The following is a 25,230-nucleotide window of genomic DNA, read 5'->3' as shown; positions in this document are numbered from 1 at the left end:
CCCCTAGTCTCCTTCACCAGTTCCACATGGTTCCGTCTTCGAGACGGGCCACTGGCAGCTGCTTGGGGTCGTAGGGATATTTGGCGGCCAGGGCTTCATCGATATCCACCCCATGTCCGGGCGCCTCGCCGGGGAACAGCAGGCCCGCCTCGAAGCTGTAGGCGTGAGGGAACACCGCGTCGGTCTCAGGCGTGTGACGCATATATTCCTGGATGCCGAAATTGGGGACCCAGGTGTCGAAGTGCAGGGCCGCCCCCATGGTCACCGGCGACAGGTCGGTTGCCCCGTGGCAGCCGGTGCGCACCTGCCAGACTGCGGCGAAGTCGGCGATCCGCCGCAGATGGGTGACCCCACCCGCGCCGACGATGGTGGTGCGGATGTAGTCGATCAGCTGTTCCTGGATCAGGTCCTTGCAGTCCCAGAGGGTGTTGAAGATCTCCCCCACCGCCAGCGGTGTGGTGGTGTGCTGGCGGATCAGCCGGAAGCTCTCCTGGTTCTCGGCGGGGGTCAGGTCCTCCAGCCAGAACAGCCGGTAGGGCTCCAGCGACTTGCCCAGTTGCGCCGACTCCAGTGGCGTCAGCCGGTGGTGGGCGTCGTGCAACAGGTGGGGGTCGAAGCCGTGCTTGTCCCGCAGGGCCTCGAACAGCTTGGGGGTATGGGCGAGGTACTTCGACGTCGACCAGATGGTCTCGGTGGGCAGGGCGGCGTCGGCCGGCTCATAGAACATGTCGCCGCGTCCGACCCCGTAGGCCTTGTCGACGCCGGGAATGCCTGACTGGGCGCGGATGGCCTTGTAGCCCATCTCGATATAGCGCCCGACCTCGTCCACCGTATGGGCGATGTCGGTCCCGTTGGCGTGGCCATAGACCATCACTCCCTCGCGGCTCTTGCCCCCCAGCAGGTCGTAGAGCGGGCAGCCCAGGGCCTTGGCCTTGATGTCCCACAGGGCCACGTCCACGGCGGCGATGGCCCGCATGGTCACCGGCCCCCGCCGCCAGTAGGCGCCGCGATAGAGGTACTGCCAGATGTCCTCGATCCGCCGGGCGTCGCGGCCGATCAGGACGGGGATGACGTGCTCCTCCAGATAGGCGACCACCGCCTTCTCGCGCCCGTTCAGGGTGGCGTCGCCGATCCCATAGACGCCCTGGTCGGTCTCGATCTTCAGGGTGACGAAGTTGCGCCCCGGACAGGTGACGATCACGCGTGCGGAAGTGATGATCATGGCGGGGCGCTCCTTCAAGTCAGCGGGCGTCGGCAACACACCAGTTGTAGACGCATCGGTCGAGCCCGATGGCGATCTCCAGCACCAGGACCGCCACCTCGCGCACCTCGCCGCCCTTGGTGGGGAAGCGGGCGGCTTGCGGGAAATCGGTGCGCCGGGAGATGGAGCAGACCTCCATCCACTTGTCGCCGTTGTCGACCTCCACATCCATGGTCACCTGGGAATAGGCGGGCAGCCGGTCGGACGCCACGATGCGCGTGGGCAGGCGCACCATGGCCTCGATCATGCGGCGCACCGGCTCCAGGCTGGCGGCGTGGTAGTCGTTGGCGGTGTCGACCGTGTAGGCGCACTGGAATTCCATCTGCCAGAACTCCTTGAGCCGCATGTGCTTGCTGACCTGGTCCTGCTCGCGGCGGAACGACTTGCCGGACTGCCACACGCAGAGCGGCATGCGCACCTTGGCGTGGCTGTTCAGCAGGTGCTGCATATAGGCGTAGGTCGAGGGCGTGGTCTCCGGACGCAGGACCAGCTGGCCGTCGTGCTCGCCCAGCCGCTCGACGAAGAAGATGTCCTCGGGCCCATAGGCCGCCGACACCAGCTCGCGCGGCGTCAGCTGCGGCGCCTCCACCCGGCGGATGTCCCAGGCGGGGTTGGCTGTCGTCAGGAAGGCTGCGACCTCGGCGGCGAAGTGGGCCGCCATCATGTCGCGCAGACGGATCTCACGGTCGGTCCAGTGGACCAACCCATTGGATTGGTAGAGGGAAAGCACGGCGGCTCCTCCAGATAGATTTGGGAATGTCAGGCGGTTGTTTCACGTCCCCGGATCGCCCAGGAACGGCTGCGCCTGATCCCGCGGTCTATCCGAAGACGCGCAGACCTCGGCCGCCGCGGGCGTTCAGCACGCTCCGCAAGTCGGTCATTGCAACAGGGACGGTCGAGGTGGCCATGGCGGCGCTTTAGGCGTCGAGCGCGCGCGGGTCAACCGCACGCGCTCGCAGGCCGGGTCCTAGTAGGTGTGGATGTTGGTGTCGGGCAGACCCAGGATCCGCTTGGAGATGATGTTGTTCTGGATCTCGTAGGATCCGCCCGCGATGGTTCCTGACTTCACCCGCAGGAAGGCCCGTGCGGCCGCCAGCTCCTCGGCGCTGAACTCGTCGCCGGCCCAGGCCAGGCCGTTATAGCCCATGGCCTCCACCACCATCTCGGCGTGGTTCACATTGATGCTCGACGAGGCGTTCTTCATGATCGAGGTCGCTGCGGACGGCCCGTTCTGATTGCGCGCCTCCAAGGCGACCCGGGCATTGGTGAGCTGATAGGCCCGGGCGTTCATGTCCTGCTCGATCAGCCGGGTGCGGAAGTCGCGGTCGGCCAGCCGGCCGCTTTCGTCGACGCCGATGTACGTCTTGGCGATTTCCCGCAGCGCCGCCGGATTGCTTCGCGCCGGCGCGCCGCCGCCCCCCGACAGGCCGTTGCGCTCGTGCTGCAGCAGCCGTTTGCCCACCGTCCAGCCGCCGTTCAGTGGCCCCACCAGGTTCTCCTTGGGCACCTTCACATCGGTGAAGAAGGTCTCGCAGAACGGCGAGGACCCGGAGATCAGCAGGATCGGCCGCGGCTCGACTCCGGGCGTCTTCATGTCGATCAGCAGGAAGCTGATCCCCTCATGCTTCTTGCTGGGATCGGTCCGCGTCAGGCAAAAGCACCAGTCGGCGTACTGCGCGCCAGAAGTCCATATTTTTGAACCATTTACGAGGAAATGATCACCCTTATCGACAGCTTTCGTCTGCAGGCTCGCGAGGTCCGATCCAGAGCCCGGCTCGGAATAGCCCTGGCACCAGCGCAGCTCGCCGCGGACGATGGGCGGGATGTGACGCTGCTTCTGTTCCTCGGTGCCGTACTCCAGCAGGGTGGGGCCGAACATCATCACCCCCATGCCGCCGATGGGGTTCCAGGCGCCGACGGCGGCCATCTCCTCGCGCAGCACACGGGCCTCGGAACTGTTCAGGCCGCCGCCGCCGTATTCCGACGGCCAGGTGGGAACGCCCCAACCCTTGGCGCCCATGGCCTCCTTCCAGAGCTTATAGTCGCCCTCGACGGGGACCGGCGCCTCGGCGGCTGCGATGTCGCTGCGGTTCTTCAGGGACGGGGGGAAGTTCTCCGCCAGCCAGGTCTTGGCCTGGGCGCGGAAGGCGTCGAGATCGGCGCCGCCAAAATCAGCCATGGTCGTTTCCCTAAATGTCTTTGCGCCTGCGTGGTCGAGCCCGCCCGCTTATCGCGACATGAGACTGCCGTGGCGGCAGCCTGTCAACGGCGCGATCAGGGCCGCGTGACCTCGTCCACCGCCTCGATCCAGTGACGCACGGGGGCGGTGGAGTCCGGCGCCAGGTGCATCCAGCAGCCGATATTGGCGGTGTAAATGGCGGCCGGCTGACGGGCGTTGAGATTGGCCAGCTTGGCGGCCTTCAGCTTGCCCGACATCTCCGGCTGCAGCAGCGAATAGGCGCCGGCCGAGCCGCAGCAGATATGGCTGTCGGCCACCGGCTGGGGTTCGTAGCCGAGAGAGCGCAGCAGCGTCCCGATCCGCCCGGTCAGGCGCAGGCCGTGCTGCAGGGTGCAGGGCTCGTGGACGGCGATGCGGGGTTCGGTCGGCGCGCGGCGTGCCTCGAGGTCGGCTGTCGACAGCACCTGGATCGGATCGCGCACCAGGGACGCCACGACGCGGGCCTTCTCCGCATAGGCCGGGTCGTCGCGCAGGACGTCGGGATAGTCCCTGATGAAGGCCGCGCAGCCGCTGGAATTGACCACCAGGGCTTCCGCGCCCGCCTCGATGTCGGGCCACCAGGCGTCGATATTGGCCCGTGCGGCGTCGGCGCCCTCGTGCGGCGCGTCGAGGTGGAAGCTGACCGCGCCGCAGCAGCCGGCCTTCGGGGCTTCGATCAGGCTCACGCCAAGGCGGTCGAAGACACGGGCGGTGACGGCGTTGAAGTGCGGGGCCGCGGCGGCCTGGGCGCAACCGGTGAGCATCAGCATCCGGCGGACATGGCGCGGGCCCGGGCGGGGCCCGGCCTCGATGCGCGGCGTGACCTTGGCCTTCAGGGTCTTCGGCAATAGCGGGCGCACAAGGCGGCCCACGGTAAGCGCCGGGCCCAGCAGGGCGGCGGATCGGGTCACGCGGCGGATCACGGTCCGGACCAGCCGCTCGGTCCAGGGGCGGCCGACCTGCTCCACCACCGCCTCGCGGCCGATATCGTAGAGCCGGTGGTACTGGACGCCCGACGGGCAAGTGGTCTCGCAGGCCCGGCAGCTCAGGCAGCGGTCGAGGTGTTTGAGCGTCGTCTGGCTGACCGGCTGGCCTTCGAGCGCCTGCTTCAGCAGGTAGATGCGGCCGCGCGGCCCATCCAGCTCGTCGCCGGTGATCTGGTAGGTGGGGCAGGTGGCGTTGCACATGCCGCAATGGACGCAGGCGCGCAGGGCCTGGGCGGCGATGTCGCCGCCGCTGGTCCCGGCCAGAGGCCCCTGGATGACCGTCTTCATCTAGAGCCCCCCATACATGGCGCTGGGGTTGAATATCCCCGCCGGATCCAGCGCCGCCTTCACCCGCCGATGCAGGTTGAAGACACCGGGCGCAAGCGGCTGGAAAACCTCGCCGTTCGGCGCCTGGCCCCGGAACAGTGTGGCGTGGCCGCCGAGCTGCGCGGCCCGCTCCCAGACCCCCGGATCAACCGCGTCGGCGGTGAGCCAGCGCTGGCCGCCGGCCCAGTCCCAGGCAGTGGTCGCAAAGCCCTCCGCCGAGCCTGTCGGCGGCAGGGACACACGCCACAGCACCGGCGCCCCGAACACGGGATGGGTCATGTGCCGGATGGCGTCCCAGGTCTCCAGCGCTTCATCCTCGCCGCCGAGCTCGGCCTTGGTCGCCGCCACCCCGGCCTCGCCACCGGAGAGCCGCAGGTGTAGGCGGGCCCCGTCGTGGAAGGCGCCGGACAGGGGCAGGGGGCGGCCCATCAGGCCGGTGACCCAGGTCCGGGCCGCCTCGCCCACCATCTCGAAGACCAAGGCCCGTTCGACGCGTGGCCGGGGCGTCACGCGCAGGGACACTTCCAGGATCGGCCCGAAACAGCCCAGCGACCCGGCCATCAGCCGGAAGGCGTCGAAACCGGCGACGTTCTTGAACACCGTGCCGCCGAACCGCAGAACCTCGCCCTGCGGGTTCATCAGCCGGGCGCCCAGCACATAGTCCCGCAGAGGGCCAACGAAGGGCCTCCGGGGGCCGGACATGCCCGTGGCCACCGCGCCGCCCAAGGTGCCGGCTACCCCAAACACCGGGGGTTCGAAGGCCAGCATCTGGTTCTCGCCCGCCAGCAGGGCCTCGATCTCGGCGACCGGTGTCCCGCATCGCGCCGTGATCACCAGCTCGCTGGGGTCGTAGTCCACAACGCCCCGATGCCCGGCCAAGGAAAGCGCCTCGCCCTGGACCGGACGGCCATAGAAGGCCCGCGTCCCGCCGCCCTCCAGGCGAAGGGGGCCCCCGGCGCGCACGCGCTCGGCGATGGCTTCGGTAAGGTCAGAACCGGGGGAGGTGTGCAAACGGCAGTTCCCCATGGTGGATGTGCATGCCGCCGAACTCCGCGCAGCGGGCGAGCGTCGGGATCGCCTTGCCGGGATTGAGCAGGCCCTTGGGATCGAAGGCGGCCTTCAGGGCGTGGAAGGCGTCGATCTCGCTGCCGCTGAACTGCACGCACATCTGGTTGATCTTCTCGCGCCCCACCCCGTGCTCGCCGGTGATGGTGCCGCCCACCGAGACGCACAGCTCCAGGATCGCCCCGCCCAGGGCCTCGGCGGCGTCCTGGTCGCCCTCCTTGGCCGCGTCGTAGAGGATCAGCGGGTGCAGGTTGCCGTCCCCGGCGTGGAAGACATTGGCCACCGCCAGCCCATGGACCTCCGACAGCCGGGTGATCTCGGTGAGCACATTGGGCAGGGCACGCCTGGGGATCGTGCCGTCCATGCAGTAATAGTCCGGCGCGATCCGCCCCACGGCGGGAAAGGCGCCCTTGCGCCCGGCCCAGAACCGCTTGCGCTCGTCCTCGTCGCGGGCCAGCCGCACCTCGGTCGCGCCGCACGAAGACAGCAGGGCCGAAACCCGGGCGATCTCCTCGGCCACGTCGGGGGCGGCGCCGTCCAGTTCGCACAGCAGGATGGCCGCGGCGTTCTTGGGATAGCCTGCCAGGGCGAAGTCCTCGGCCGCGCGCAGGGCCGGGCCGTCCATCATCTCCAGTCCCGCAGGGATGACCCCCTCGGCGATGATCTCGGCCACCGCTTGCGCTGCGACCGCCACGTCGTCGAAGGCCGCCAGCAGCACCTGGGTGGTCTCGGGCAGGGGCGTCAGCTTGACGGTGATCTCGGTGACGATCCCCAGCAGGCCCTCGGACCCGGTCATCAGGGCCATGAGGTCGAAGCCCGGCGCGTCGTAGGCGTCCGAGCCCAGGTGCAGCACCTCACCCTCCAGGGTCACCATCTCCAGCTTCAGCAGGTTGTGCACCGTCAGGCCGTACTTCAGGCAGTGAACCCCTCCGGCGTTCTCCGCGACATTGCCGCCGATCGAGCAGGCGATCTGGGAAGAAGGGTCGGGGGCGTAGAAGAGGCCAAGGTGCGCCACGGCCTCGGAGATCGCCAGGTTACGCACGCCGGGCTGGACGCGCGCGGTCCGCGCCAGGGCGTCGATCTCCAGGATCGCGCTGAACTTGGCCAGGCTGAGCAGCACGCAGCCGGGATAGGGCAGGGCGCCGCCCGACAGTCCCGTGCCCGCGCCGCGCGCCACCACCGGCGCGCCCAATTCCCAACAGACCCGCAGGATCGCCTGCACCTGCTCCACCGTCTCGGGCAGGGCCACAACCGCGGGCAGGGAGCGGTAGGCGGCCAGGCCATCGGTCTCGTAGGGCCGCAGGGCCTCAGCTTGCGTCTTCAGGTTCTCGGGCGGCAACAGGGGCTTGAGCGCCGCGATCAGGCGCACGGGATCGACGGGCGGGAAATCGGCGTCGAGGCGGGCGTCGAACTGATCGAGCATCACCCTTCTTGGTCCGGGCGCCGCAGGGGCGTCAATCACTTGGAGCACCCGCGTCAGAAAGACCTCGCGGCTCGCGCCGCCCGCGCTAGAAAGGTCGCAACAAATCAAAACGGGAGACGGCGATGGATCTGCAACTCAAGGGCAAGACGGCGGTGGTCACCGGCGCGACGCGGGGCATCGGCCGGGCGATCGCCGACCTGTTCGCCGAGGAGGGCGCCAATGTCGCCATCTGCGCCCGCAACGCCGACCAGGTGGCCGAGACCGTCGCGGCCCTGAAGGCCAAGGGCGTCAACGCCTGGGGCGACGTGGTCGACATCGCCGACGGCCCGGCCCTGAAGGCCTTCGTCACCAAGGCTGGCGAGACCCTGGGTGGCATCGACATCCTGGTTTCCAACGCCAGCGCGCTGGTTCAGGGCGCCCGCGAGGCCGACTGGAAGGCGATGTTCGACATCGACCTGATGGGGGCGGTCAACGCCTTCGAGGCCGCCAAGCCGTTCCTGGAAATGGCCGCCGAGACCAGGGGCGACGCCTGCATGGTCATCACCTCGTCGGTGTCGGCCGCCGAGGCCACCAGCGCCTCGGCCTACGGCGCCATGAAGGCCGCCCAGATCCACTACGCCAAGGGCTTGGCCAAGGAAGGCGCCGCCAAGCACATCCGCTGCAACGTGGTCTCGCCGGGCACCGTGTTCTTCGAGGGCGGCGTCTGGGGCAACGTGAAGGCGGGCATGCCGGCCTTCTTCGACCAGATGATCAAGCGCAACCCGACCGGCCGCATGGCGACCCCGGAAGAAGTGGCCGCCGCCACCGTCTTCCTGGCCAGCCCGCGTTCGGCCTTCACCACCGGCATCAACATGCTCGTGGACGGCGCCATCAGCGCCCGCGTGAACTTCTAGGGAGCCCGGCGCGCCATGATCGAACAGACCCTCGAGATCGCCACCCCGGACGGGGCGACCACCACCTTCATCGTCCATCCCGAGCGGGACGGGCCGCACCCGGTGATCCTGTTCTACATGGACGCCCCGGCCATCCGCGAGGAGCTGCGCGACATGGCCCGGCGGCTGGCCAGCTCGGGCTACTATGTGGTGCTGCCCAATCTCTATTACCGGTCCGGTGTCCTGGAGCTGGCGGGCTTCGCCACCGAGGCGGAGCGCAAGCAGATGTTCGACCTGATGGCGTCCATCAACATCGCCCTGATCATGTCCGACACCGCCGCGCTTCTGGCCCACATCGACACCGATCCCGCCGCCAGCAAGGGGCCCATGGGCGCGGTGGGCTACTGCATGAGCGGCCAGTACGCCATCAACGCCGCGGCCTACCATCCGGATAAGGTGAAGGCGGCCGCCTCGATCTACGGCGTCTCCCTGGTCACCGACGCCCACGACAGCCCCCACCTGGCCGCCCAGAAGGTGCAGGGCGAGGTCTATTTCGCCTGCGCCGAGATCGACCCCTATGCGCCGCTGGAGATGGTCGAGGCGCTCAGCCAGTCGGTCACCGCCAACCAGGTCAAGGGCGAGGTGGAGATCTATCCCGGCGTCCACCACGGCTTCGCCTTCCCGCAGCGCGCCGCCTACGACAAGCCCGCCGCCGAACGCCACTGGGAACGTCTGCTGGCGCTCTTCAAGCGCAACCTCTAGCCACGAAAAAGGGCGGCGCCGAAATCGGCGCCGCCCCAGTCGTTTTCGCGGAAGGAGAAGCCGCGGTTTAGAAGCGGTATTGCAGCTCCACGCCGTAGGTGCGCGGGAAGTTCAGCTTCACCGTGCGGCGGTTGCCCACCTGCGGCGACGGGACCGTCGGGGTCGAGCTCTGATAGGCCACTTCGTCGGTCAGGTTCTTGACGTACCCGATGATGGTGAAGCGGTCTTGACCGTCCTTCCACAGCAGTCGCGCGTCGGCGATGTTGTTGGAGGGCGAGGTGTAGAGCGGCGAGGCGAAGATCGTCGTCTGCTGATCGTCGGTATAGGTGTAGCTGGCGCCGGCGGTGAGCGAGCCCGCGTCGAACTGCCAGGTGTAGTTGGCGTTCAGGTTGAACTTGTTCTCAGGCGCCAGGGGCATCTGATTGCCCACCAGGGTCTGGTTCTTCGTCGTCGAGCCGACCGCGACCGGAGCCACCGGGCGGGCGCCCGATTGCAGGGCCTTGGGGTCGGTGGTGTCGACGAAGCAGCAGCCCTTGGTGATCTCGGTGTGGAGATAGGCGTAGCTGGCCGACAGCACCAGGTTGTCGATCGGCGACCATTGGCCTTCGACTTCCAGACCATAGACCTCGGCGTCGAGGTTCAGGAACTGGGTGCCGGTGGAGCCCGTGGTCGGGTTCAGCACGACGCTGAGCGGGGTCTGGAAGCCCTGATAGTCGTTGTAGAACAGCGAGCTGTTCAGTTGCAGGCGGCCGCCCCAGGTCTTCTTGAGGCCGAGCTCGTAGCTATCGACATATTCCGGATCGGCATAGGGCTGCGGCGAGAGGCCGTTGGAGGCCACCCAACCACCCGACTTATAGCCGCGGCTGTAGCGCAGGTAGGCGTTGGTGTCGGAGTCAGGCTGCCACTGGATGCCCAGGGTGCCGCTGACCGCGTCCCATGACCCCGACAGATTGCGCTGCAGGCCGCCGGTGGGCAGCTGGGTCACGTTGGCGTAGAGCGGGTTGGACAGGCACGAGGCGATCGTGGCGCCGCCGCAGACCACGAAGGTGGTAAAGTCGACAGCCGCCTGACCGCCGATGGCGCCAGGAACGCCACCCAGAGCCAGCACGGTCGTGGTCGTGGGGGACCGCGAGACGTAGCGGGCGAAGTCGGTGCCGGTCTTTTCGTCCTTGGTGTAGCGGATGCCGCCGGTCAGCTTCCAGGTGTCGGCGAACTCCCAGTCGGCCTGGGCGAAGGCGGCGTAGGAGTCGACCTCCAGATGGCCGTCGACCTTCAGGTAGTTGCCCTCGGGGTTCGGCGCGGCCGGACCACCGGTGGCCAGGTTGATGGGGTTCTGCACCGACGGATCGCCGAGCACCCGCAGGCCCTGCGGCTGATCATAGGTCTGATGGTACTGATAGACGCCGCCGATCAATTGCAGCGGGCCGTCCCAGTTGGTGGAGACGTTGATCTCGTTGGAGAACCACTTCTGGCGCTCCTGATAGAAGAAGGCCTGGTCGGGGGAGACGTTGGCGGCGGTATAGGCGCCGAACGGGGTCGCGGCCGGAACGCTGAAGTTGCCGGTGCGCGCGGTGCCGTCCTGATCACCGCCCGTGTCGTAGGTGTAGGACTGGAACCCGCCCAGATACTTCACCGTCAGGTCGCCGAGATCCCAGGTCACATCGACTTGCAGGCGGTTATGGTCCGACAGCTTGCCGTAGTTCGTGCGGTTGGTGTTGATCGTGTAGGGGTCGGCGATCGCCGGGTTGGTCCCGGTGAAGCCCAGGGTGGCGTTGTAATACAGCGCCGGGTTGCCCAGACCCACCAGGGCGGTGGTGTCGTAGGGCGAGATGGTGCTCTCGAAGATGTTGCCGACGCCGTAGCTGTCGTCCCAGTCGAACTTCGTATAGCGGACGCGCGCCACGATGTTCTCGCCGAGATCGGCTTCGAGCTGGCCTTCCAGCATGTAGCGCTTGACCCCGCCGGTATCGCCGGCCGTGCCGTTGTTGTGGATGTAGCCTTCGTCACGGCGTTCCAGCGAACCGCCGAGCAGGAAGCGCAGGTGGTCGACGACGGAGCCGCGGACCAGGGCGTCGGTGCGCCAGGCGCCGTAGTTGCCCACGGTGGCGCGGACTTCGCCGTTGAAGTCCTCGGTCGGGCGCTTGCCGATGATGTTCAGCGCGCCGCCGATGGAGTTGCGGCCGTACAGCGTGCCCTGGGGCCCGCGCAGGATTTCCGTCCGCTCGATGAACAGCGACGGGGTCGAGGCGTCGGCCATGGAGTTGGAGAAGATGCCGTCCGAATACAGCGCCACCGACGGGTCGGTGCCGATGGAGTTGGTCAGACGACCAAAGCCGCGGATCGAGAGGCGGTCGTTGTTGGTGTAGCTGAGGCTGGGCGTCATCCGCGCCAGATCCTCGACGGTCGCGACGCCCAGCAGGTCGCGCTTTTCGCTCGTATAGGCCGTGATCGAAACCGGCACGTCCTGCAGGCTGGCTTCACGCTTTTCAGCGGTGACCACCAATTCCTCGATCTGGACCGGGGCGGCGCCGGCTTGCGCCATGGCCGAACTGGCGCAAGCCAGGGCGACGGCGGAGACGCCGGCGACCAGCGCGCTCCGCATAAGCAGAGAATTCCTCATCCTAGTACCTCCCAACGCACCCGGAGCTCTTGTACGGCTCTCGGCGGCAATAGTTCGAATTAGCAGACTCGAACGGTGTTCGGATAGAGGTCAGTTTGTGTTTAAAAACAACGATGCACTTGACCTTGGGTAATTGTCTTACCCGCTATGAGGTGAAAAACGCGCATATTATTGTGCATCTACGTCAATAAAACGACGTTACATCAAGTGCCACCTTGGTAAATCTTCAGGAGTGCGGAACGGTGTTATGTGAACAAGATTCCGAAAAGCACAGTCGGGGACGGGATTTGAACCGTTTAGAACATGACAGCGAAACGCCGCCCCCCATATCGGGGAGCGGCGCCTTTATTGTGCGATACTGTCAGAAGTTCGAGGTCTTCAGTAACGGGAAGGGATGACCACCTTCATGCTCTCGTAGCCCTTCACGAAGCTCGAATAGACCCGCTTCGGCTCGCCCACGACCTGGATGTCGGGGAAGCGCGCCAGGATCTCTTCCCAGATGATCTTGAGCTGGAGTTCGGCCAGGCGGTTGCCCACGCAGCGGTGGATGCCGAAGCCGAAGGAGATGTGCTGGCGGGGACGTTCGCGGTCGATGATGTAGGCGTTCGGGTTCTCGATCACCTCGTCGTCGCGGTTGCCCGAGACGTACCACATGACCACCTTTTCGCCGGCCTTGATGGTCTTGCCGCCGATCTCGAAGTCCCGCGTCGCGATGCGGCGCATGTGGGCCAGCGGGGTTTGCCAGCGGATGGTCTCCGACACCATCGACGGGATCAGGCCCGGGTTCTCGCGCAGCTTCTTGTACTGGTCGGGGTTCTGGTTCAGCGCCAGGACCGAGCCGGTGATGGTGTTGCGGGTGGTGTCGTTGCCGCCGACGGTCAGCAGCACGACATTGCCGAAGTACTCGCGCGGCTCCATGTGCCGGGTGGCCTCGCCGTGGGCCAGCATGGAGATCAGGTCGCCGGCCGGCGGGGCGTTGACCCGCTGGTTCCACAGGTTGGTGAAGTAGGCGTGGTATTCGACGAAGATTTGCATCTTCTGTTCGATGGTGTCGATCAGACCCTGGCCCGGCGCGGCGGTCACCACGTCTGACCAGTAGGTCAGCTTGCGGCGGTCTTCCTGCGGCATGTCGAACAGGGTCGCGAGCGTCATGGCGGTCAGTTCCATGGAGACCTTGTCGACCCAGTCGAACTCCTCGCCGATCGGCAGGTTGTCGAGGATCGCGGCGGCGCGTTCGCGGATCAGCGGCTCCAGGACCGCCAGGTTCATCGGCGACACCGCCGGGCTGACCGTCTTGCGCTGTACGTCGTGCTTGGGCGGGTCCATGGCGATGAACATCGGCAGGGGGCCTTCGCCGGCCGTCTGGTTGGCGATGGTGATGCCGCCTTCGGAGGAGAAGGCCTCGTGGTTGGTGTCCACGGTCATGATGTCGTTGTACTTGGTGATCGACCAGTACGGACCAAACTCGTGGTCGGCGGTGTAGTGGACGGGGTCTTCCTTGCGCAGGCGCTCAAACAGAGCCCAGTGCGCATCCTGGCGGAACAGTTCGGGCTGGGCCGGGTCCAGCAGCTCCAGGGGCGTCGCATAGACCTTGGCGCGCGCGTCGCTGTTCAGGTCGATCGATCCGTCGCTCATGTGCAGTCCTCCGGTTGCCTAGCCCATTGGCCGAAAATGACGCAGGCGTCAACTTGAGAAGACTCCGCGGCGTCACAAGATCTCGTGCGCGCTCGAACCGGGCCGCAATTACCTAGATCCTGGCCGGGGCGAGCCTTGGCGACAGTACGTGCACCGCCAGCAGGGCGGCGAAGTAGAGGCAACCGCAGACCGCGAAGATCGGGCCATAGCCGCCGGCGTGCTCCAGCACCTGGCCCACGGACTTGGCCATCACCATGCCGCCGATGCCGCCCAGCATCCCGCCGATGCCGATGACCGAGCCCACCGCACTGCGCGGGAAGACATCGCCCGGCAGGGTGTAGAGGTTGGCCGAGAAGGCCTGGTGCGCGGCGGCCACGAGCCCGACGACGGCGGTCGCGGTCCACAGGTCGTGAATCTGGTTGATGAAGAAGTAGGGCAGGGTGGCGAAGGCGCAGAGCAGCATGGTGATCTTGCGTGAGAAGTTCAGGCTGCGCCCGGCCTTCATCAACTGCGAGGACATCCAGCCGCCGCCGACGCTGCCGACATCGGAGATCAGGTAGACCGCCGCCAGCACCAGGCCGAAGGTGGTGACGTCCAGTTCGAAGGTCTTTTTGAAATAGTCCGGCAGCCAGAACAGCAGCATCCACCAGACCGGATCGATCAGGAACTTGCCCAGCGCGTAGGCCCAGGTCTCGCGCTTGCCCGCGACCTTCAGCCAGCTGACCTTCTGGTCGGAATCCTCGGGGTCCGAGCGGATGTGGGCGAGCTCGGCGGCGTTGACCTTCGCCTCCTTCTCCGGCGACCGGTACATGATCAGCCAGGCGATGATCCACAGCAGGCCGATGACCCCTGTGACGATGAAGGCCGCCCGCCAGCCGAAGGCCAGCATGATCATCGGCGCAAGCAAGGGGGTGATCACCGCTCCGATATTGGAGCCGGCGTTGAAGATTCCGGTGGCCAGGGCGCGCTCCTTCTTGGGGAACCACTCGGTGACCGCCTTCACCCCGCCCGGGAAGTTGCCGCCCTCGCCGACGCCCAGCGCCATGCGCACTAGGAAGAACTGGTTGAGGCTGGTGGCGCCGGCATGGGCGATGTGGGCCAGCTGCCAGATGATGAAGGCCGTGGCGTAGCCGATCTTGGCGCCCACCCGGTCCACGAAGGCCCCGAACAGCAGGTAGGAGGCCGCGTAGGCCGCCTGGAAATAGAAGACGATGTCGGCGTAGTCGGTCTCGCTCCAACCCATCTCCTTGGACATGAAGGGCTTGAGCACCCCCAGCATCTGCCGGTCGACATAGTTGATCACCACGGCGGTGAAGAGCAGGGCGCAGATCACCCAGCGGCGGCGCGTCATCTCGCCGCCCGCGACGGCGGGGCCGGTGTCGATGGAGGTGGTCATGGACAGAACGCCCTTTTGTTTCTTCGCCTTGGCGACATCTCTTGGACCCCCGTGCCGTCGCCAAGCGCGAGAGATTATCTCGTCAGGTGGCGGGCTTGGCCGGATAGGCCAGGCACGCGATCTCGCCATGGCCGTCAAAGCGCACGGCGCCGCTCTGCCCCGCCACGATGTCGTGGATGCCCGCCGCCGCGCCCGTGCAGATGTACATGCCGGCCTTCAGCGGACGGCCGCGCCGGGCGGTGTTCTCGGCCAGCAGACGAATGGATTCCACCGGGCCGCCCGGCAGGATGAAGGCGCCGCCCTGTCCCACCACCTGGCCCTCGATCACCGTCTCGCAGCGGAGGTCCTCGAGGCGCATGGCCTTCCAGCCGGCGATCTCCGCGCCCACCATCAGGCCGGCGTTGTTGCCGAAGTCGGAGACCACCACGGTGGGCCCCAGGATATTGATGCTGGCCAGGGGGCTGCCCGCCGGCTCCATGCCGATGTGCAGGGCGCCGATCAGCTCGGCGGCTTCCTTCGTCGTCCAGCTCAGCTTGTCGGCGGGCGCGTCGTGGGCGATGCGGGCCACATACTCGGCCTCCACCGCCGCGAACCCACCCACGAACACCGGGAACGGAGTCACGTCGCCGGGCTTCACATGCCACAGGGACTTGGCGAACACCGGGCCGAAGATGCGGTTGGCCTGCAGCCGTTCCTCATGCTCGAGGGGCACCCGTCCAACCTTCCAGCCAATGACCTCGTCAGGCCACAATTTCAGGGCCGCGTCCTGGATATGGTACCCGGTGGCAAGGTCGCTGGGCACGGGGCCGGGATAGTCGGGAAGGGCGGCGGCCGAACGCCGGGCGCGGACAAACCGCGCCGCCACGTCGTCCGTGGGAAAGCCATCGGCCATGCTTGCCGCCGGAACGCTCACGCGAAATCATCTCCCCACCCGCTCGCCCTCGAAAGGCGCTGTTGTCTCTAAAGGAAACCGGTGTCATTTTCAAATCAAGTCCCAAATGTGCAATTTTCGGGGACGTCAGGGAGAGCTTCCATGGGCATCCGCCTGGCCGCGGTCGCGGCGTTTTCGATCCTGTTGGCCGCCGGCTCTGCGCAGGCCGCCGAGCCGCTGGCCTTCCCCGGGGCGCAAGGGTGGGCGGCCGCGACCCCCGGCGGGCGCGGCGGGCGGATCATCAAGGTCACGACGCTGGCGTCCGAGGGCCCCGGCTCGTTCCGGGAGGCCCTGGAGGCCAAGGGGCCGCGCATCATCGTCTTCGAGGTGGGCGGGGTCATCGACCTGGACCGCAAGACCCTGAAGGTGGAGGAGCCCTTCGTCACCATCGCCGGACAGACCGCGCCGTCCCCGGGCATAACCCTGATCCGCGGCGGCATGGACGTCTCTGCCCATGACGTGGTGATGCAGCACATCCGCGTGCGCCCCGGCGAGGCCGGCCAGCCCAAGAAGAGCGGCTGGGAAGAGGACGCCTTCTCCACGGTCAGCGGGGCCTACAACGTCATCGTCGACCACTGCACCTTCACCTGGGCCACCGATGAGAACCTCTCGGTCTCGGGCCTCCGGTTCGTGGGCAAGACCCCCGACGACTGGCGGGCGGCCACCAGCCACCGCATCACCTATTCCAACAACATCATCGCCGAGAGCCTGGCCTATTCGACCCATGCCAAGATCGAGCATTCCAAGGGTAGCCTGATCCACGACAATGCGAGCGACCTGCTGATCGTCGGCAACCTCTACGCCCACAACTATGAGCGTAACGCCCTGTTCAAGGGCGGGGTGCGCGCGGTGATGGCCAACAACCTGATCTTCGATCCGGGCCAGCGGATCCTGCACTACAACCTGCAGGCCAATGAGTGGGGCGATCACCCCTACCAGACCGGCCAGATCGTGGCCGTCGGCAACGCCATGCGGGCCGGCATCTCCACCCCCGACCAGGTGGCGTTCTTCGAACTGGGCGGTGATGGGGACGTCGAGTACTTCGCCCGCGACAACATCGCCGTGGACCGCATCGGCCGGCCGTTGCCGATGCTGGGCCGCTACACCACCGGACCGGCCAGGATCATCGAGACCAAGACGCCGCCGACCTGGCCGCAAGGCTTCAAGCCGATCGCGGCGGTGGACGTGCAGAAGTCGGTCCTGATGAACGCCGGCGCGCGGCCCTGGGACCGGGACTATGACGATGTCCGGCTGCTGGCCGACGTGGCCGAAGGGCGTGGGACGATCATCGATTCCGAGCAGGCCCTGCACGGCTATCCGCATCCCAAGCCGACGGCTAAACCGTTCAACGAGGCCGACTGGAACCTCACCGACATGACCCCCAAGCGGTCCGATGTGCTGGACTCCAGCTCCAAGGCGAAAGGGACCTAGAGGCGTCCGGCGTCTCGGCTATAGGCTGGTGTAGGCAGCCTCGACGGCGTCGCGCCAGATTGCGTTTCGCACCAGCACTGGCGGGAAGATCGCCGGCAGGGCCAGGAAGGCCTCGACGCCCCTGCGGCCGGCGAACTGGGCGGCCAAAGGGTCAACGATCTCCTGGCCATCGCGGCTTTCGATGAACTTCATCCAGGCCGCCACCGGAACCGCCAGCCGCGCCACGGAGCGGCCTGCCGCCAGGGCGTCGGCGGTGGTTTCCAGGATGCGGACGGGCAGCTTCTGCGAGCCATCCCAAGCAATCTGCGACAGCTTGTGGACGATAGCCGGATTGCGGAAGCGCGCGAGGATGGCGTCGATATAGGCGGGCACGTCCAGGTCCGGCGTGGGCTTGAGGGTCGGGGCGATGTCCTCGACCATCATGGCCTCGACGAAGGCCGCCAGGTCCGGATCGGCCATGGCCTGGCTCACCGTCTCGTGACCCTTCAGCAGGCCCGCATAGGCCAGTGTCGAGTGGGCGCCATTCAGCAGCCGCAGCTTGGCGCGCTCGAAAGCCGCGACGTCGGCGGCAAGGGTCACCCCGGCGGCGGCGAAGGCGGGCGAGAGGTCGCCCAGCCGGTCCTCGACGACCCACTGGATGAAGCCCTCCCGCTGCACCGGCCAGGCGTCCGTCAGGCCCGTGGCGGCCTCGACCTCGGCGCGTAGCAGGTCGTCGGTGGCGGGCGTGATGGAGTCCACCATGCTGCTGGGGAACACCGCCTCCCCCTTGATCCAGTCGGCCAGGGCCTCGTCCCCCAGGGCCCGGGCGAAGGTCACCACAGCCCGCCCTAGCTTGCCGCCATTGTCCGAGAGGTTGTCGCAGGACAGGGTCACGAAGGGCGCGAGGCCAGCGACGCGGCGGCGCGACAGGCCCTCGGCCAGCCAGCCGATCAGGCTCACCGGGACCGCTGGCCGGGCCAGGTCGTGGATGATGTCGGGGTGGGCCAGGTCGAGGTCGCCGGAGGGCGCCAGGCAATAGCCCTTCTCGGTCACCGTCGCCGTCACCAGCCGGGCGGTCATCAGGTGGGCGAACACCGCTTCCGGCGTCTCCGAAGCAGTCAGTACGGCCTTAAGGGATCCGATCACCCGGTAGCTGGGCTGAGCCTCCCGGGTCGCCAGCACGTAGAGCCCGTCCTGAGGGGCGAGGGCTGCGCGCACCCCGCCGCTGCGTAGGGCGACCGGCGCCACGGCGAGGTCGTGGCCGGCGCCGAGCATCTCGTCGAAGTACCAGGCCTGGTGGGCGCGGTGGAAGGCCCCTGGGCCGAAATGGACCACGCAGATCTTAGCCTTGGCGCGGTCGTAACTCGGGACCGCAACGCCTTGCTTCACAAGGGAAAGTGTCGCGCCCGAGAGCCTCACAGCGTCACCCCGTGCTTCCACAGCGCGATCTCCCGCTCGCCGTTCTCCTCGGCCCGGGTCGCGCGGCCCGAGGCGGTGGCCAGGACCGTGGCCATCAGGGCGTCGGCGGCGGCAGCCATGTCCAGGCCGGTGGCGATCGGCCCGGCGTCGAAGTCGATCCAGCGCGGCTTGCGCTGGGCCAGGCTGGAATTGGTGGCGATCTTCAGGGTCGGCGCCGGTAAGCCCAGGGGCGTGCCGCGCCCGGTGGTGAACAGGATCCCCACCCGGCCGTCGGCCCGCCGGTAGCCGTCGAAGGTCAGGTCTTCGGCCAACATGTCGGCCGCCACGGAGGGAAGATAACGGTACTCCTCCAGCCCCGAGAGGTTCGTCGCCAGATTGTGGCTGTGCACGTGGTCGCCGGCCTCGATGTCCACCCGCGCATGGCCGATGGGCCAGCCGTACTTGCGCACCGGCGCCCCCGCCAACACCTTGCGCAGCGCGACTTTGTGGCCCGCGGGGATGTCGGCGTTCACCGGCCAACCGTCGACAACAAGTGGCCCTTGAAGTCCCACCAAGGCGGTGGCCACGTCGTCCCGCGGATCGATGCGCAACAGGCTGCTCATGGCCCCCATGATACCGGTGTCATCGCCGTCGCGATAGGTGGCGCGACCACGACGCGCAGGTTATGACATCGGGACAAGACAGAGGAAATCACCCCCGTGGCGACACGCGAGCCCGGCGCCGCCAAGCGCCACACCATCAACGACGTCGCCCGCCTGGCCGGGGTGTCGAAGAAGACCGTCAGCCGGGTCATCAACGAAAGCCCCTTCGTCAAGGAGGAGACCCGCAAGGCGGTCCTGGAGATCATGCGCGAGACGGGCTACGTCCCCGACCCGCAGGCCCGCGGCCTGGCCTTCCGCCGCTCCTTCCTGGTGGGGCTGATCTACGACAACCCCAACCCCCAGCACACCATCAGCCACCAGCAGGGCCTGCTGGACGCCATGGCCGGCTCCGGCTTCGAGCTGGTGGTCCGCCCGGTGGACCGCAATTCCCCGAAGCTGCTCGACGACATGCGCGACTTTGTGGAGCGCCAGAAACTGTTCGCCGTCGTCCTGCCCTCGCCGGTCTCCGAGGACGAGAAACTGGCCGCCCTGCTGCGCGAGCTGGACGTCCCCTATGTGCGCATCGGCTCCGTCGCCCTCGACGAGCCCGACCGCATGCTGGTCAGCCACGATGGCCGCGGCGCCGCCCAGGCCGCCCGCCACCTGGCCGACCTCGGCCACACCCGCATCGCCCTGATCTCCGGCCCCCCCACCTTCCGCAGCTCTATCGAGCGCCGGAAGGGCTTTGAGGAAGGCCTTGCCGAGGCCGGCCTGACGCTGGCCCCCGACCTCGCCAAGATCGGCGCCTATACCTATGAGAGCGGTGTGGCCGCCGCCCACGACCTCTTCGCCCTGGAGGCCCGCCCCACGGCGGTCTTCTGCCTCAACGACGAGATGGCCACCGGCGTCTACACCGCCGCCCGGGAAGCGGGCCTGCGCATCCCCGAGGACGTCTCCGTCGTCGGCTACGACGACGCCCCCATCGCCGTGCGCCTCTGGCCCCCCATGACCTCGGTGCGGCTGCCCCTGCGCGACATGGGCCGGATGGCCGGCGAAATGCTGGTGCCCAATGCCCTGCGCGAGAAGCGCGCCGACGCCCACGAGGTGCAGCCGCAGCTGGTGGTGCGGGGGTCGAGCGCCAAGGCGCCTTAGCATTTTGCAGTCAGGGGAGGTCCTAGTGGCGAGAGCCATGTTGATCGCGGGGGTTGTCGCCACGCTTCTCGTTCTCCTGGCCTTGCTCGCAGGCGCCGCCACCTTTGTTTACCTCGCGCCGAGGGATGACTTTCGCCGTCAGTTCCACGCCTGGAGAGCCAAGGACATTGTCACTAGCTGCCTGACCCGAACAGAGTGCGGGTTCCCTGAGGAGGGCGGCAACCTGGCGATGGGGCAGCCCCCTTTTCAGAGCTCCTCGCGCTGCGGTAGACACGAGAATGTCGAGATCTCGGACCTGTCCGTTAGCCAATCTGGGTTTGCGTCGGTGACCGCTGTGTGCCGGGGCGAGACGGGGGCGGCCGTGTTTATCTACCTAAGTCAGAGCGTGTGGGGCGGCGCCTCAGTCGTTTGGGCCAGGTGCAAGGACGCCTCCTGCCGGGAGGAATTGGACCGTTTGCCATAGACCGGCTGGGCCTCGGACAGGATGCGGCGGCGGCGGATAAAGTTGCGGCTGGCCTCCACGGCCTCGCGCTCCACCAGATCCACGGGCCGGCCGAGCAGGTCTTCCAGGTCGGCCTTCAGATCGCTGAACGCCGCCAGCTTGAAGCCGGGCGCGAAGGTCACCAGAAAATCGGCGTCGCTGCGGGCCGGATCGAAGTCGTCGCCCCGGGCCGCCGAGCCGAACACCTCCAGCCGCGCCACCCCGTGGCGTCGGCAGAGCGTCGCGAAATCCTGGCGGGCGATGTCGGCGTGCATGACGCGCCTCCGGGTGAGGTCGAGGCTGGAGTTTAGCACAGGTGGGCGGGTGCGTCTCAGAGGCCCGGGTGTTCGGGGAGCGGTTCGGTGTCCCGAGCTTCGACCGCTGCCGGGTGCGGGAGGGCCGCGAGACGCCGGACCAGCGCATCTATGGTCTCACGGACCTCCTTGGCGGAGCCGAGGTGTTTGGTCTCGGGAATGTCGTGCGGCGTCATGCCAGGTCCTCGTCGTCCTCAGCGCCGCTGATCCCCTAGCACGAATGCCGAACCCCGCCGAGAAGCAGAGCCCCGCCCCACGCCTCCCTCAAGGACGGCGCTGGCGCGCCGCCGCGGCGCGGCCGGCCGCAGGCCGGTCCTTGACCGAGCCGTGGGGCGGGGCTTTGGGCTTGGCATGGGATTTGGGAGGTGTGGAAGCGGCGACTGATTTCATACAATGTCACCGTAATTGCAACTATTCCCACGTCCGTCATCCTAGGCACAAGGCCTAGGATGACGGGGGCGGGAATATGAGGCGTCAGGCCGCGAGTTGGCGCAGATCGTTCCAGGGCGCTTTGAAGTCGCGCACGTGATCGGCGACCTGCTGCATGATGGCGAGGTCCTCGCTGGGCCATGCCGAGAGATCCTCAACGACCACCTCGCGGGGCCAGTCGGCGTGGGCTTGGCGCAGATCGTAGAGCTTGAGGTGCGCCGGGGCGATGGAGGCGGGTGACGGGGTCACCGTCTGGAAGACCGCGTAGCGGTCCCCCGGAAGGCTCATGACCAGGTCGAACCGGTGCGCCTTGGTGCTGGCGCCGAGAAGTTCGCGTTCGGCATCCACGGTCGCACTCGGAAGGAGTTCGTGTAGGCGGTCGATAGTCCGGCTGACGAGATCACGCTGGCTGCGCCGTGTTCGGGCTTCCAGGGCCTCGGCGACCAGGGTGCGCGTCGCATCGGCGACATAGGCGATCGCGGCGCCAATTTGATCGGGTCCGACACCCTGAAGCATGAACGTGTCCCGCTCGAACGACAGGCCGCGCGCCTGCGCTATCTCGCGCGCACGGCGAGCGTCGCCACGCGTGAAATCGGCCAACCCCAGGGACAGCATCGTCTCGCGCGCCGCGCCATCGTCGGACACCACGAAGCTGTCGCCAGCCGGGCGAACCGAGACGGTGGCGACCCCGCCGCCAGGCAGAAGCGTGGTGGTTTCCACGCGCGTGGAAACGTCAGGCTCGGCAGCCACGGCGTTCAGAACGTCTTTGAGATCGAAGATCAGGCTCACAGCAGTCTCGGCTCCCAGGGCGGAGGCGGGAGGACACACTCTATACCGCACAGGGCCAAAAAGATCGTTAGCCCCTCGGCGATTGATGCGACCTCGATCGACAAGGGTTCGGCGAAAGGAAGGTTGTCGCCGCCAACGCGCGGCCAAGCCCGGTTGTGCGTCCAGGCATGCAGCCGGCTCGCATCGGCGGGGAGGGTGAGACCACGAAGTTCCGCTGGGGCGGACGGCCTGAAGGGATTGTGATGCGCATGGTCGGGAAGGATGGAGAGCCGCTGGATGGGTTTGTCTTGGTAGATTAGCGCACAGCCGCCCCTCTGGGGCGTCGTCTGCAAGGTCGCGTGAGCGTGAAGGATCAGACCGCCCAAAACGCCAGCGGTCGACAAAGGCGCGACCAGTTTGACGACCGCCGATGTGTCGTCCCGCGCCCAGCGCGGCTCGCCGCCCAGGGTCTTTGGCGCGGCCAACAGCGCATCGATGTCGGCCGCAGTAGTCACGCCGCGCGCCGCGCCGCGTAGCCTTCGGCCTGCTTGCGCGCGTTCTGCATCATCACGTCCCAGCCCCGCACGGTGGTGCTGCGGGCGGGGGCCTCTTCGGCTTCCGCAAACAGGCTGGCCTGGCCGGCGATGGCGTTCTTCTTGCCGGGCAGGCGGGACTGCTTGGCCTCCAGGATGAAGGCGTTCTTCTTGTACAGGTCGATGCGCTTGGGGGCGGTGGAGGCCTCGCTGAGGCGCGGCTTCACAACGCGTTCGAAGACGTAGTCGTTGGCGGCTCGATCGCTGCCGGCCGGGTTGGGTTGGTCGACGCCCAGGACGGTGCACAGCTCGGTGAGGAACATGGCGTAGTTGGCGCGCTCCGCGCCGCCTTCGAGATTCGACCAGCGTCGAATGAACGCCTCGACTTCCAAGCTGATCTTCCCCCGCACGCTGAACTGGAGCGCGGTTCAACCTAGACGTTGTGGGCGGAGTGGCAAGCGGACGACCGTTTGGTCACCTTTCACCGCTGTTTGGGGCCTTCGGATCGGCGCCTTACTCTGGGTTACGGTGACACTGCATGAAATAGATTGATCCCATCGTGCGCGGAAATGCTCTCCGCTTCGGCCTCGTTGGGCCCGAAGGGCGTTGGGAACGATGCAATTCACACAGTGTCACCGTAACGCCACCGTAACGACCGGAGCGTGCGGGATCTGCTCAGTCTATGCGTCCGCCAGCGCCCGCATCACCGCGGCCGGCTCCCGCTCGATCACCCGCAGGAGCATCCGGGCGGCGGGGTCAGGCTTCCGACGCCTTTGCTCCCAGTCCTGCACGGCGCCCAGCGAAAATCCAAACATCATGGCGAACGCGCTCTGGGATAGACCCAGCGTCCCGCGGATGGCCTTCACGTCGACGTCCACCGGGACGAAGACCCGCGCCGGTGCGGTGCGACCGGCTTCGATGTCAGCCACTTCGGCCAGGCCGCTCAAGATGCGGTCGACGTTCTCGATGTCACTCATGTCCGTATCCGGCCGTGAAAGCGACGGTGTGGAGCGCCTTGTCCATATCTTCTATATACGGCAATGCCGCACTCAACGCAAGGGAATGGTGCGGCAATACCGTATCCTCATGAGGTCGCAGACGGCAGTTAAGGTGACGCTTCAGGAAATTCTCCTGAATTTCAGGGATCGCTTCGGCAACTCGCCTCAACCTTTCACGCCCGCCGGTATTCCGGTGACCGTGCATTTGCGCCAGCTCTCAGCTCCCGACGGCGTTAAGTGCGATGTCACCGTAATCCCTATTCGCGCGATCCCTGTCTCGGACGACACGCCGATGCGAGCCTTTCGTGTGGTACGGTTCGGCGAACATGTCAGACAATTGAGAGAGACGACCATGGCCGACACGCCGAGCCTGCTGCAGCTGACACCGCTTAACCCGGCCTTCCGTGACGATCCGCACGTGCTGCTGGACGCGCTGCGCACGCAGAGCCCTGTGCATCGCGACGACATGGCCGGCGCCTTCGTGGTCTCCCGCCACGCCGATGTCCGGGCGCTGGTGTCTGACCGCACGCTGTGGCGCGATCCGCTGCACGCCGAGGAAGCCTCCATGATGCAGAGGCGGTTGCTGGAGAATTACGATCCCGCCACGCCGCGCTCGCACTCCACCAGCATCCTGATGCTGGACGATCCCGACCACGCCCGCGTGCGCGGGCCGCTCACGCAGGCGCTCTACGCGCGCGTCGCCAAATTCCGGCCGGAGGTCGAGCGGATCGTGAAGGTCTCGCTCGACCGGCTGGAAGGCCGCGACAGCTTCGACCTGATGGACACGTTCTGCGTGCCGATCCCGATCGACGTGATCGCCGCCATCCTGGGTGTCGATCCTTCCCGCCTCGGTGAATTCCGCACCTGGTCCGAAGACGTGATCCAGTCGCTGAACCCGATGCGCACGCCGGAAGCCACGGTGCGGATGGAGAAGGCCAGCGCGGCGCTGAGCGACTATTTCACGGAGATGCTGGAGGCCCGCCGCAAGGCGCCGCAGGACGATCTGATCTCCGACATGGCGCGGCTGCAGGCGCAGGGCGCGAACCTTTCTGACGAGGAATTGCGCATCAACCTGACCGCGCTGCTGGTGGGCGGCAATCTCACCACCACCGATCTCATCGGCAACGGCGTGCGCCTGTTCCTGCTCAACCCCGGCGAGCTCGCCAAGCTGCGCGCCGATCCGAGCCTGATCAAAGCCGCCGTCGAGGAAGTTCTGCGCTACGAGCCACCGGTGGACATCACCGCCCGCATCGCGTCGCGCGACATGGCCGTGAGCGGGTGTCCCGTAAAGGCGCACCAATCGATGGTCGTGTCGCTGCGCGGCGCCAACCGCGATCCCGCCGCGTTCGACGATCCACACCGCTTCGATATCACCCGCAAGCACGTGCCGCATGTCGCGTTCGGCGGCGGTGCGCACATCTGCATCGGCGCGCCGCTGGCGCGGTTGGAGGCGCAGGTGGCGCTGCTGGCCCTGTTCGAACGCTTCCCGAACCTGCGTTTCGCCGAGCCGGACGCGAAGCCGGCATGGCGCTCGCTGCCCTTCTTCCGAGGCCTGGAAAAGCTTGAACTGCGCGGCTGACAACCCGGTCAATTTGGGGGCGTCAGGACCGGGTTGGCGGCCGCGCGCGCGATGTCTCGAGGGCGGCGCC

General features: G+C 67.2%; 21 protein-coding genes and 2 pseudogenes. 5 read left to right on the top strand and 18 right to left on the bottom strand.

Going from position 1 to position 25,230, the window contains the following annotated elements; all coding sequences use genetic code 11:
- Positions 1–13 precede the first annotated feature (13 nt).
- The 6 genes from manD to JKL49_RS13430 all read right to left on the bottom strand — a co-directional run bounded on the left by manD (position 14) and on the right by JKL49_RS13430 (position 7,280).
- The gene (gene manD / locus JKL49_RS13455) at positions 14–1,222 is read right to left on the bottom strand and encodes a D-mannonate dehydratase ManD (RefSeq protein WP_215341134.1); all 1,209 of its coding nucleotides are present in this window, start codon (positions 1,220–1,222) and stop codon (positions 14–16) included.
- A gap of 19 nt (positions 1,223–1,241) precedes the next feature.
- Positions 1,242–1,991: an aminoacyl--tRNA ligase-related protein gene (locus JKL49_RS13450; RefSeq protein ID WP_215341133.1), complete on the bottom strand. Its 750-nt coding sequence runs from the start codon at positions 1,989–1,991 to the stop codon at positions 1,242–1,244.
- Positions 1,992–2,228: 237 nt separating this feature from the next.
- Positions 2,229–3,440 carry an acyl-CoA dehydrogenase family protein gene (locus JKL49_RS13445; RefSeq protein ID WP_215341132.1) on the bottom strand — a complete coding sequence of 404 codons (1,212 nt, stop codon included), beginning with the start codon at positions 3,438–3,440 and terminating at the stop codon, positions 2,229–2,231.
- A gap of 95 nt (positions 3,441–3,535) precedes the next feature.
- Positions 3,536–4,753 (bottom strand): glycolate oxidase subunit GlcF, encoded by a 1,218-nt coding sequence (glcF, locus tag JKL49_RS13440; RefSeq protein WP_215341131.1) that lies wholly within the window; start codon positions 4,751–4,753, stop codon positions 3,536–3,538.
- Positions 4,754–5,803, bottom strand: a complete 1,050-nt coding sequence (gene glcE, locus JKL49_RS13435; RefSeq protein ID WP_215341130.1) for a glycolate oxidase subunit GlcE — start codon at positions 5,801–5,803, stop codon at positions 4,754–4,756.
- Positions 5,781–7,280 (bottom strand): FAD-linked oxidase C-terminal domain-containing protein, encoded by a 1,500-nt coding sequence (locus JKL49_RS13430; protein WP_215341129.1) that lies wholly within the window; start codon positions 7,278–7,280, stop codon positions 5,781–5,783. The genes glcE and JKL49_RS13430 overlap by 23 nt, the downstream gene beginning before the upstream one ends.
- 122 nt (positions 7,281–7,402) lie before the next feature.
- Between JKL49_RS13430 and JKL49_RS13425 the strand changes: the two genes are divergently transcribed.
- Both JKL49_RS13425 and JKL49_RS13420 read left to right on the top strand, forming a co-directional pair.
- Complete coding sequence (locus tag JKL49_RS13425; protein ID WP_215341128.1) at positions 7,403–8,173, top strand: SDR family NAD(P)-dependent oxidoreductase; 771 nt, start codon at positions 7,403–7,405, stop codon at positions 8,171–8,173.
- A 15-nt stretch (positions 8,174–8,188) separates the two neighbouring features.
- Complete coding sequence (locus tag JKL49_RS13420) at positions 8,189–8,914, top strand: dienelactone hydrolase family protein (RefSeq protein WP_215341127.1); 726 nt, start codon at positions 8,189–8,191, stop codon at positions 8,912–8,914.
- Between the two features lie 67 nt (positions 8,915–8,981).
- Here the strand turns inward: JKL49_RS13420 and JKL49_RS13415 are convergent, their stop codons facing one another.
- From JKL49_RS13415 to JKL49_RS13400, 4 genes are all read right to left on the bottom strand, one after another.
- Positions 8,982–11,516, bottom strand: a complete 2,535-nt coding sequence (locus JKL49_RS13415; protein WP_215341126.1) for a TonB-dependent receptor — start codon at positions 11,514–11,516, stop codon at positions 8,982–8,984.
- A gap of 396 nt (positions 11,517–11,912) precedes the next feature.
- Positions 11,913–13,169: a cytochrome P450 gene (locus JKL49_RS13410; protein ID WP_215341125.1), complete on the bottom strand. Its 1,257-nt coding sequence runs from the start codon at positions 13,167–13,169 to the stop codon at positions 11,913–11,915.
- A gap of 112 nt (positions 13,170–13,281) precedes the next feature.
- Positions 13,282–14,565: an MFS transporter gene (locus tag JKL49_RS13405; RefSeq protein WP_215341124.1), complete on the bottom strand. Its 1,284-nt coding sequence runs from the start codon at positions 14,563–14,565 to the stop codon at positions 13,282–13,284.
- 82 nt (positions 14,566–14,647) lie between these two features.
- Complete coding sequence (locus tag JKL49_RS13400) at positions 14,648–15,457, bottom strand: 2-keto-4-pentenoate hydratase (RefSeq protein WP_215341123.1); 810 nt, start codon at positions 15,455–15,457, stop codon at positions 14,648–14,650.
- A gap of 141 nt (positions 15,458–15,598) precedes the next feature.
- Between JKL49_RS13400 and JKL49_RS13395 the strand changes: the two genes are divergently transcribed.
- The gene (locus tag JKL49_RS13395) at positions 15,599–16,927 is read left to right on the top strand and encodes a pectate lyase family protein (protein WP_215341122.1); all 1,329 of its coding nucleotides are present in this window, start codon (positions 15,599–15,601) and stop codon (positions 16,925–16,927) included.
- 18 nt (positions 16,928–16,945) lie between these two features.
- Here the strand turns inward: JKL49_RS13395 and JKL49_RS13390 are convergent, their stop codons facing one another.
- The 3 genes and pseudogenes from JKL49_RS13390 to JKL49_RS21415 form a co-directional block, all read right to left on the bottom strand.
- A complete protein-coding gene (locus JKL49_RS13390) occupies positions 16,946–18,241 on the bottom strand; it encodes a mannitol dehydrogenase family protein (RefSeq protein WP_347340384.1) in 1,296 nt (431 codons plus the stop codon).
- An 80-nt stretch (positions 18,242–18,321) separates the two neighbouring features.
- Positions 18,322–18,600: pseudogene (locus JKL49_RS21420) on the bottom strand (altronate dehydratase); the annotation flags it as partial.
- Positions 18,601–18,699: 99 nt separating this feature from the next.
- Positions 18,700–18,927, bottom strand: a pseudogene (locus JKL49_RS21415) (UxaA family hydrolase); the annotation flags it as partial.
- Positions 18,928–19,023: 96 nt separating this feature from the next.
- Here JKL49_RS21415 and JKL49_RS13380 point away from each other — a divergent pair.
- On the top strand, positions 19,024–20,058 hold the full coding sequence (locus JKL49_RS13380; RefSeq protein WP_347340383.1) for a LacI family DNA-binding transcriptional regulator: 1,035 nt from the start codon (positions 19,024–19,026) through the stop codon (positions 20,056–20,058).
- 378 nt (positions 20,059–20,436) lie between these two features.
- On the opposite strand, the gene JKL49_RS13375 is transcribed toward JKL49_RS13380, so the two are convergent.
- From JKL49_RS13375 to JKL49_RS13355, 5 genes are all read right to left on the bottom strand, one after another.
- Complete coding sequence (locus JKL49_RS13375; protein ID WP_215341119.1) at positions 20,437–20,814, bottom strand: nucleotidyltransferase family protein; 378 nt, start codon at positions 20,812–20,814, stop codon at positions 20,437–20,439.
- A gap of 513 nt (positions 20,815–21,327) precedes the next feature.
- Positions 21,328–22,071, bottom strand: a complete 744-nt coding sequence (locus JKL49_RS13370; RefSeq protein ID WP_215341118.1) for a hypothetical protein — start codon at positions 22,069–22,071, stop codon at positions 21,328–21,330.
- Positions 22,068–22,565, bottom strand: a complete 498-nt coding sequence (locus JKL49_RS13365; protein ID WP_215341117.1) for a hypothetical protein — start codon at positions 22,563–22,565, stop codon at positions 22,068–22,070. Before JKL49_RS13365 ends, JKL49_RS13370 begins: the two co-directional genes overlap by 4 nt.
- Complete coding sequence (locus JKL49_RS13360) at positions 22,562–22,975, bottom strand: type IIL restriction-modification enzyme MmeI (protein ID WP_215341116.1); 414 nt, start codon at positions 22,973–22,975, stop codon at positions 22,562–22,564. The genes JKL49_RS13365 and JKL49_RS13360 overlap by 4 nt, the downstream gene beginning before the upstream one ends.
- A 288-nt stretch (positions 22,976–23,263) precedes the next feature.
- The gene (locus tag JKL49_RS13355) at positions 23,264–23,560 is read right to left on the bottom strand and encodes a helix-turn-helix domain-containing protein (protein WP_215341115.1); all 297 of its coding nucleotides are present in this window, start codon (positions 23,558–23,560) and stop codon (positions 23,264–23,266) included.
- On the opposite strand from JKL49_RS13355, the gene JKL49_RS13350 reads away from it, so the two are divergent.
- Positions 23,559–25,160, top strand: coding sequence for a cytochrome P450 (locus tag JKL49_RS13350; protein ID WP_215341114.1), 1,602 nt, complete (start codon positions 23,559–23,561; stop codon positions 25,158–25,160). The genes JKL49_RS13355 and JKL49_RS13350 overlap by 2 nt on opposite strands.
- Positions 25,161–25,230: the final 70 nt, after the last annotated feature.

The organism is Phenylobacterium glaciei, from assembly GCF_016772415.1.
GTDB classification, from domain to species: Bacteria; Pseudomonadota; Alphaproteobacteria; order Caulobacterales; family Caulobacteraceae; genus Phenylobacterium; species Phenylobacterium glaciei.
This window is presented reverse-complemented; position numbering and strand designations above follow the sequence as displayed.

Coding starts and splice junctions, on each gene's coding strand:
- manD (WP_215341134.1), bottom strand. CDS start 1,222: ATGATCATCACTTCCGCACGCGTGATCGTCACCTGTCCGGGGCGCAAC.
- JKL49_RS13445 (WP_215341132.1), bottom strand. CDS start 3,440: ATGGCTGATTTTGGCGGCGCCGATCTCGACGCCTTCCGCGCCCAGGCC.
- glcF (WP_215341131.1), bottom strand. CDS start 4,753: ATGAAGACGGTCATCCAGGGGCCTCTGGCCGGGACCAGCGGCGGCGAC.
- JKL49_RS13430 (WP_215341129.1), bottom strand. CDS start 7,280: ATGCTCGATCAGTTCGACGCCCGCCTCGACGCCGATTTCCCGCCCGTC.
- JKL49_RS13425 (WP_215341128.1), top strand. CDS start 7,403: ATGGATCTGCAACTCAAGGGCAAGACGGCGGTGGTCACCGGCGCGACG.
- JKL49_RS13420 (WP_215341127.1), top strand. CDS start 8,189: ATGATCGAACAGACCCTCGAGATCGCCACCCCGGACGGGGCGACCACC.
- JKL49_RS13415 (WP_215341126.1), bottom strand. CDS start 11,516: ATGCGGAGCGCGCTGGTCGCCGGCGTCTCCGCCGTCGCCCTGGCTTGC.
- JKL49_RS13410 (WP_215341125.1), bottom strand. CDS start 13,169: ATGAGCGACGGATCGATCGACCTGAACAGCGACGCGCGCGCCAAGGTC.
- JKL49_RS13405 (WP_215341124.1), bottom strand. CDS start 14,565: ATGACCACCTCCATCGACACCGGCCCCGCCGTCGCGGGCGGCGAGATG.
- JKL49_RS13400 (WP_215341123.1), bottom strand. CDS start 15,457: ATGGCCGATGGCTTTCCCACGGACGACGTGGCGGCGCGGTTTGTCCGC.
- JKL49_RS13395 (WP_215341122.1), top strand. CDS start 15,599: ATGGGCATCCGCCTGGCCGCGGTCGCGGCGTTTTCGATCCTGTTGGCC.
- JKL49_RS13375 (WP_215341119.1), bottom strand. CDS start 20,814: ATGCACGCCGACATCGCCCGCCAGGATTTCGCGACGCTCTGCCGACGC.
- JKL49_RS13350 (WP_215341114.1), top strand. CDS start 23,559: ATGTCCGTATCCGGCCGTGAAAGCGACGGTGTGGAGCGCCTTGTCCAT.
- JKL49_RS13355 (WP_215341115.1), bottom strand. CDS start 23,560: ATGAGTGACATCGAGAACGTCGACCGCATCTTGAGCGGCCTGGCCGAA.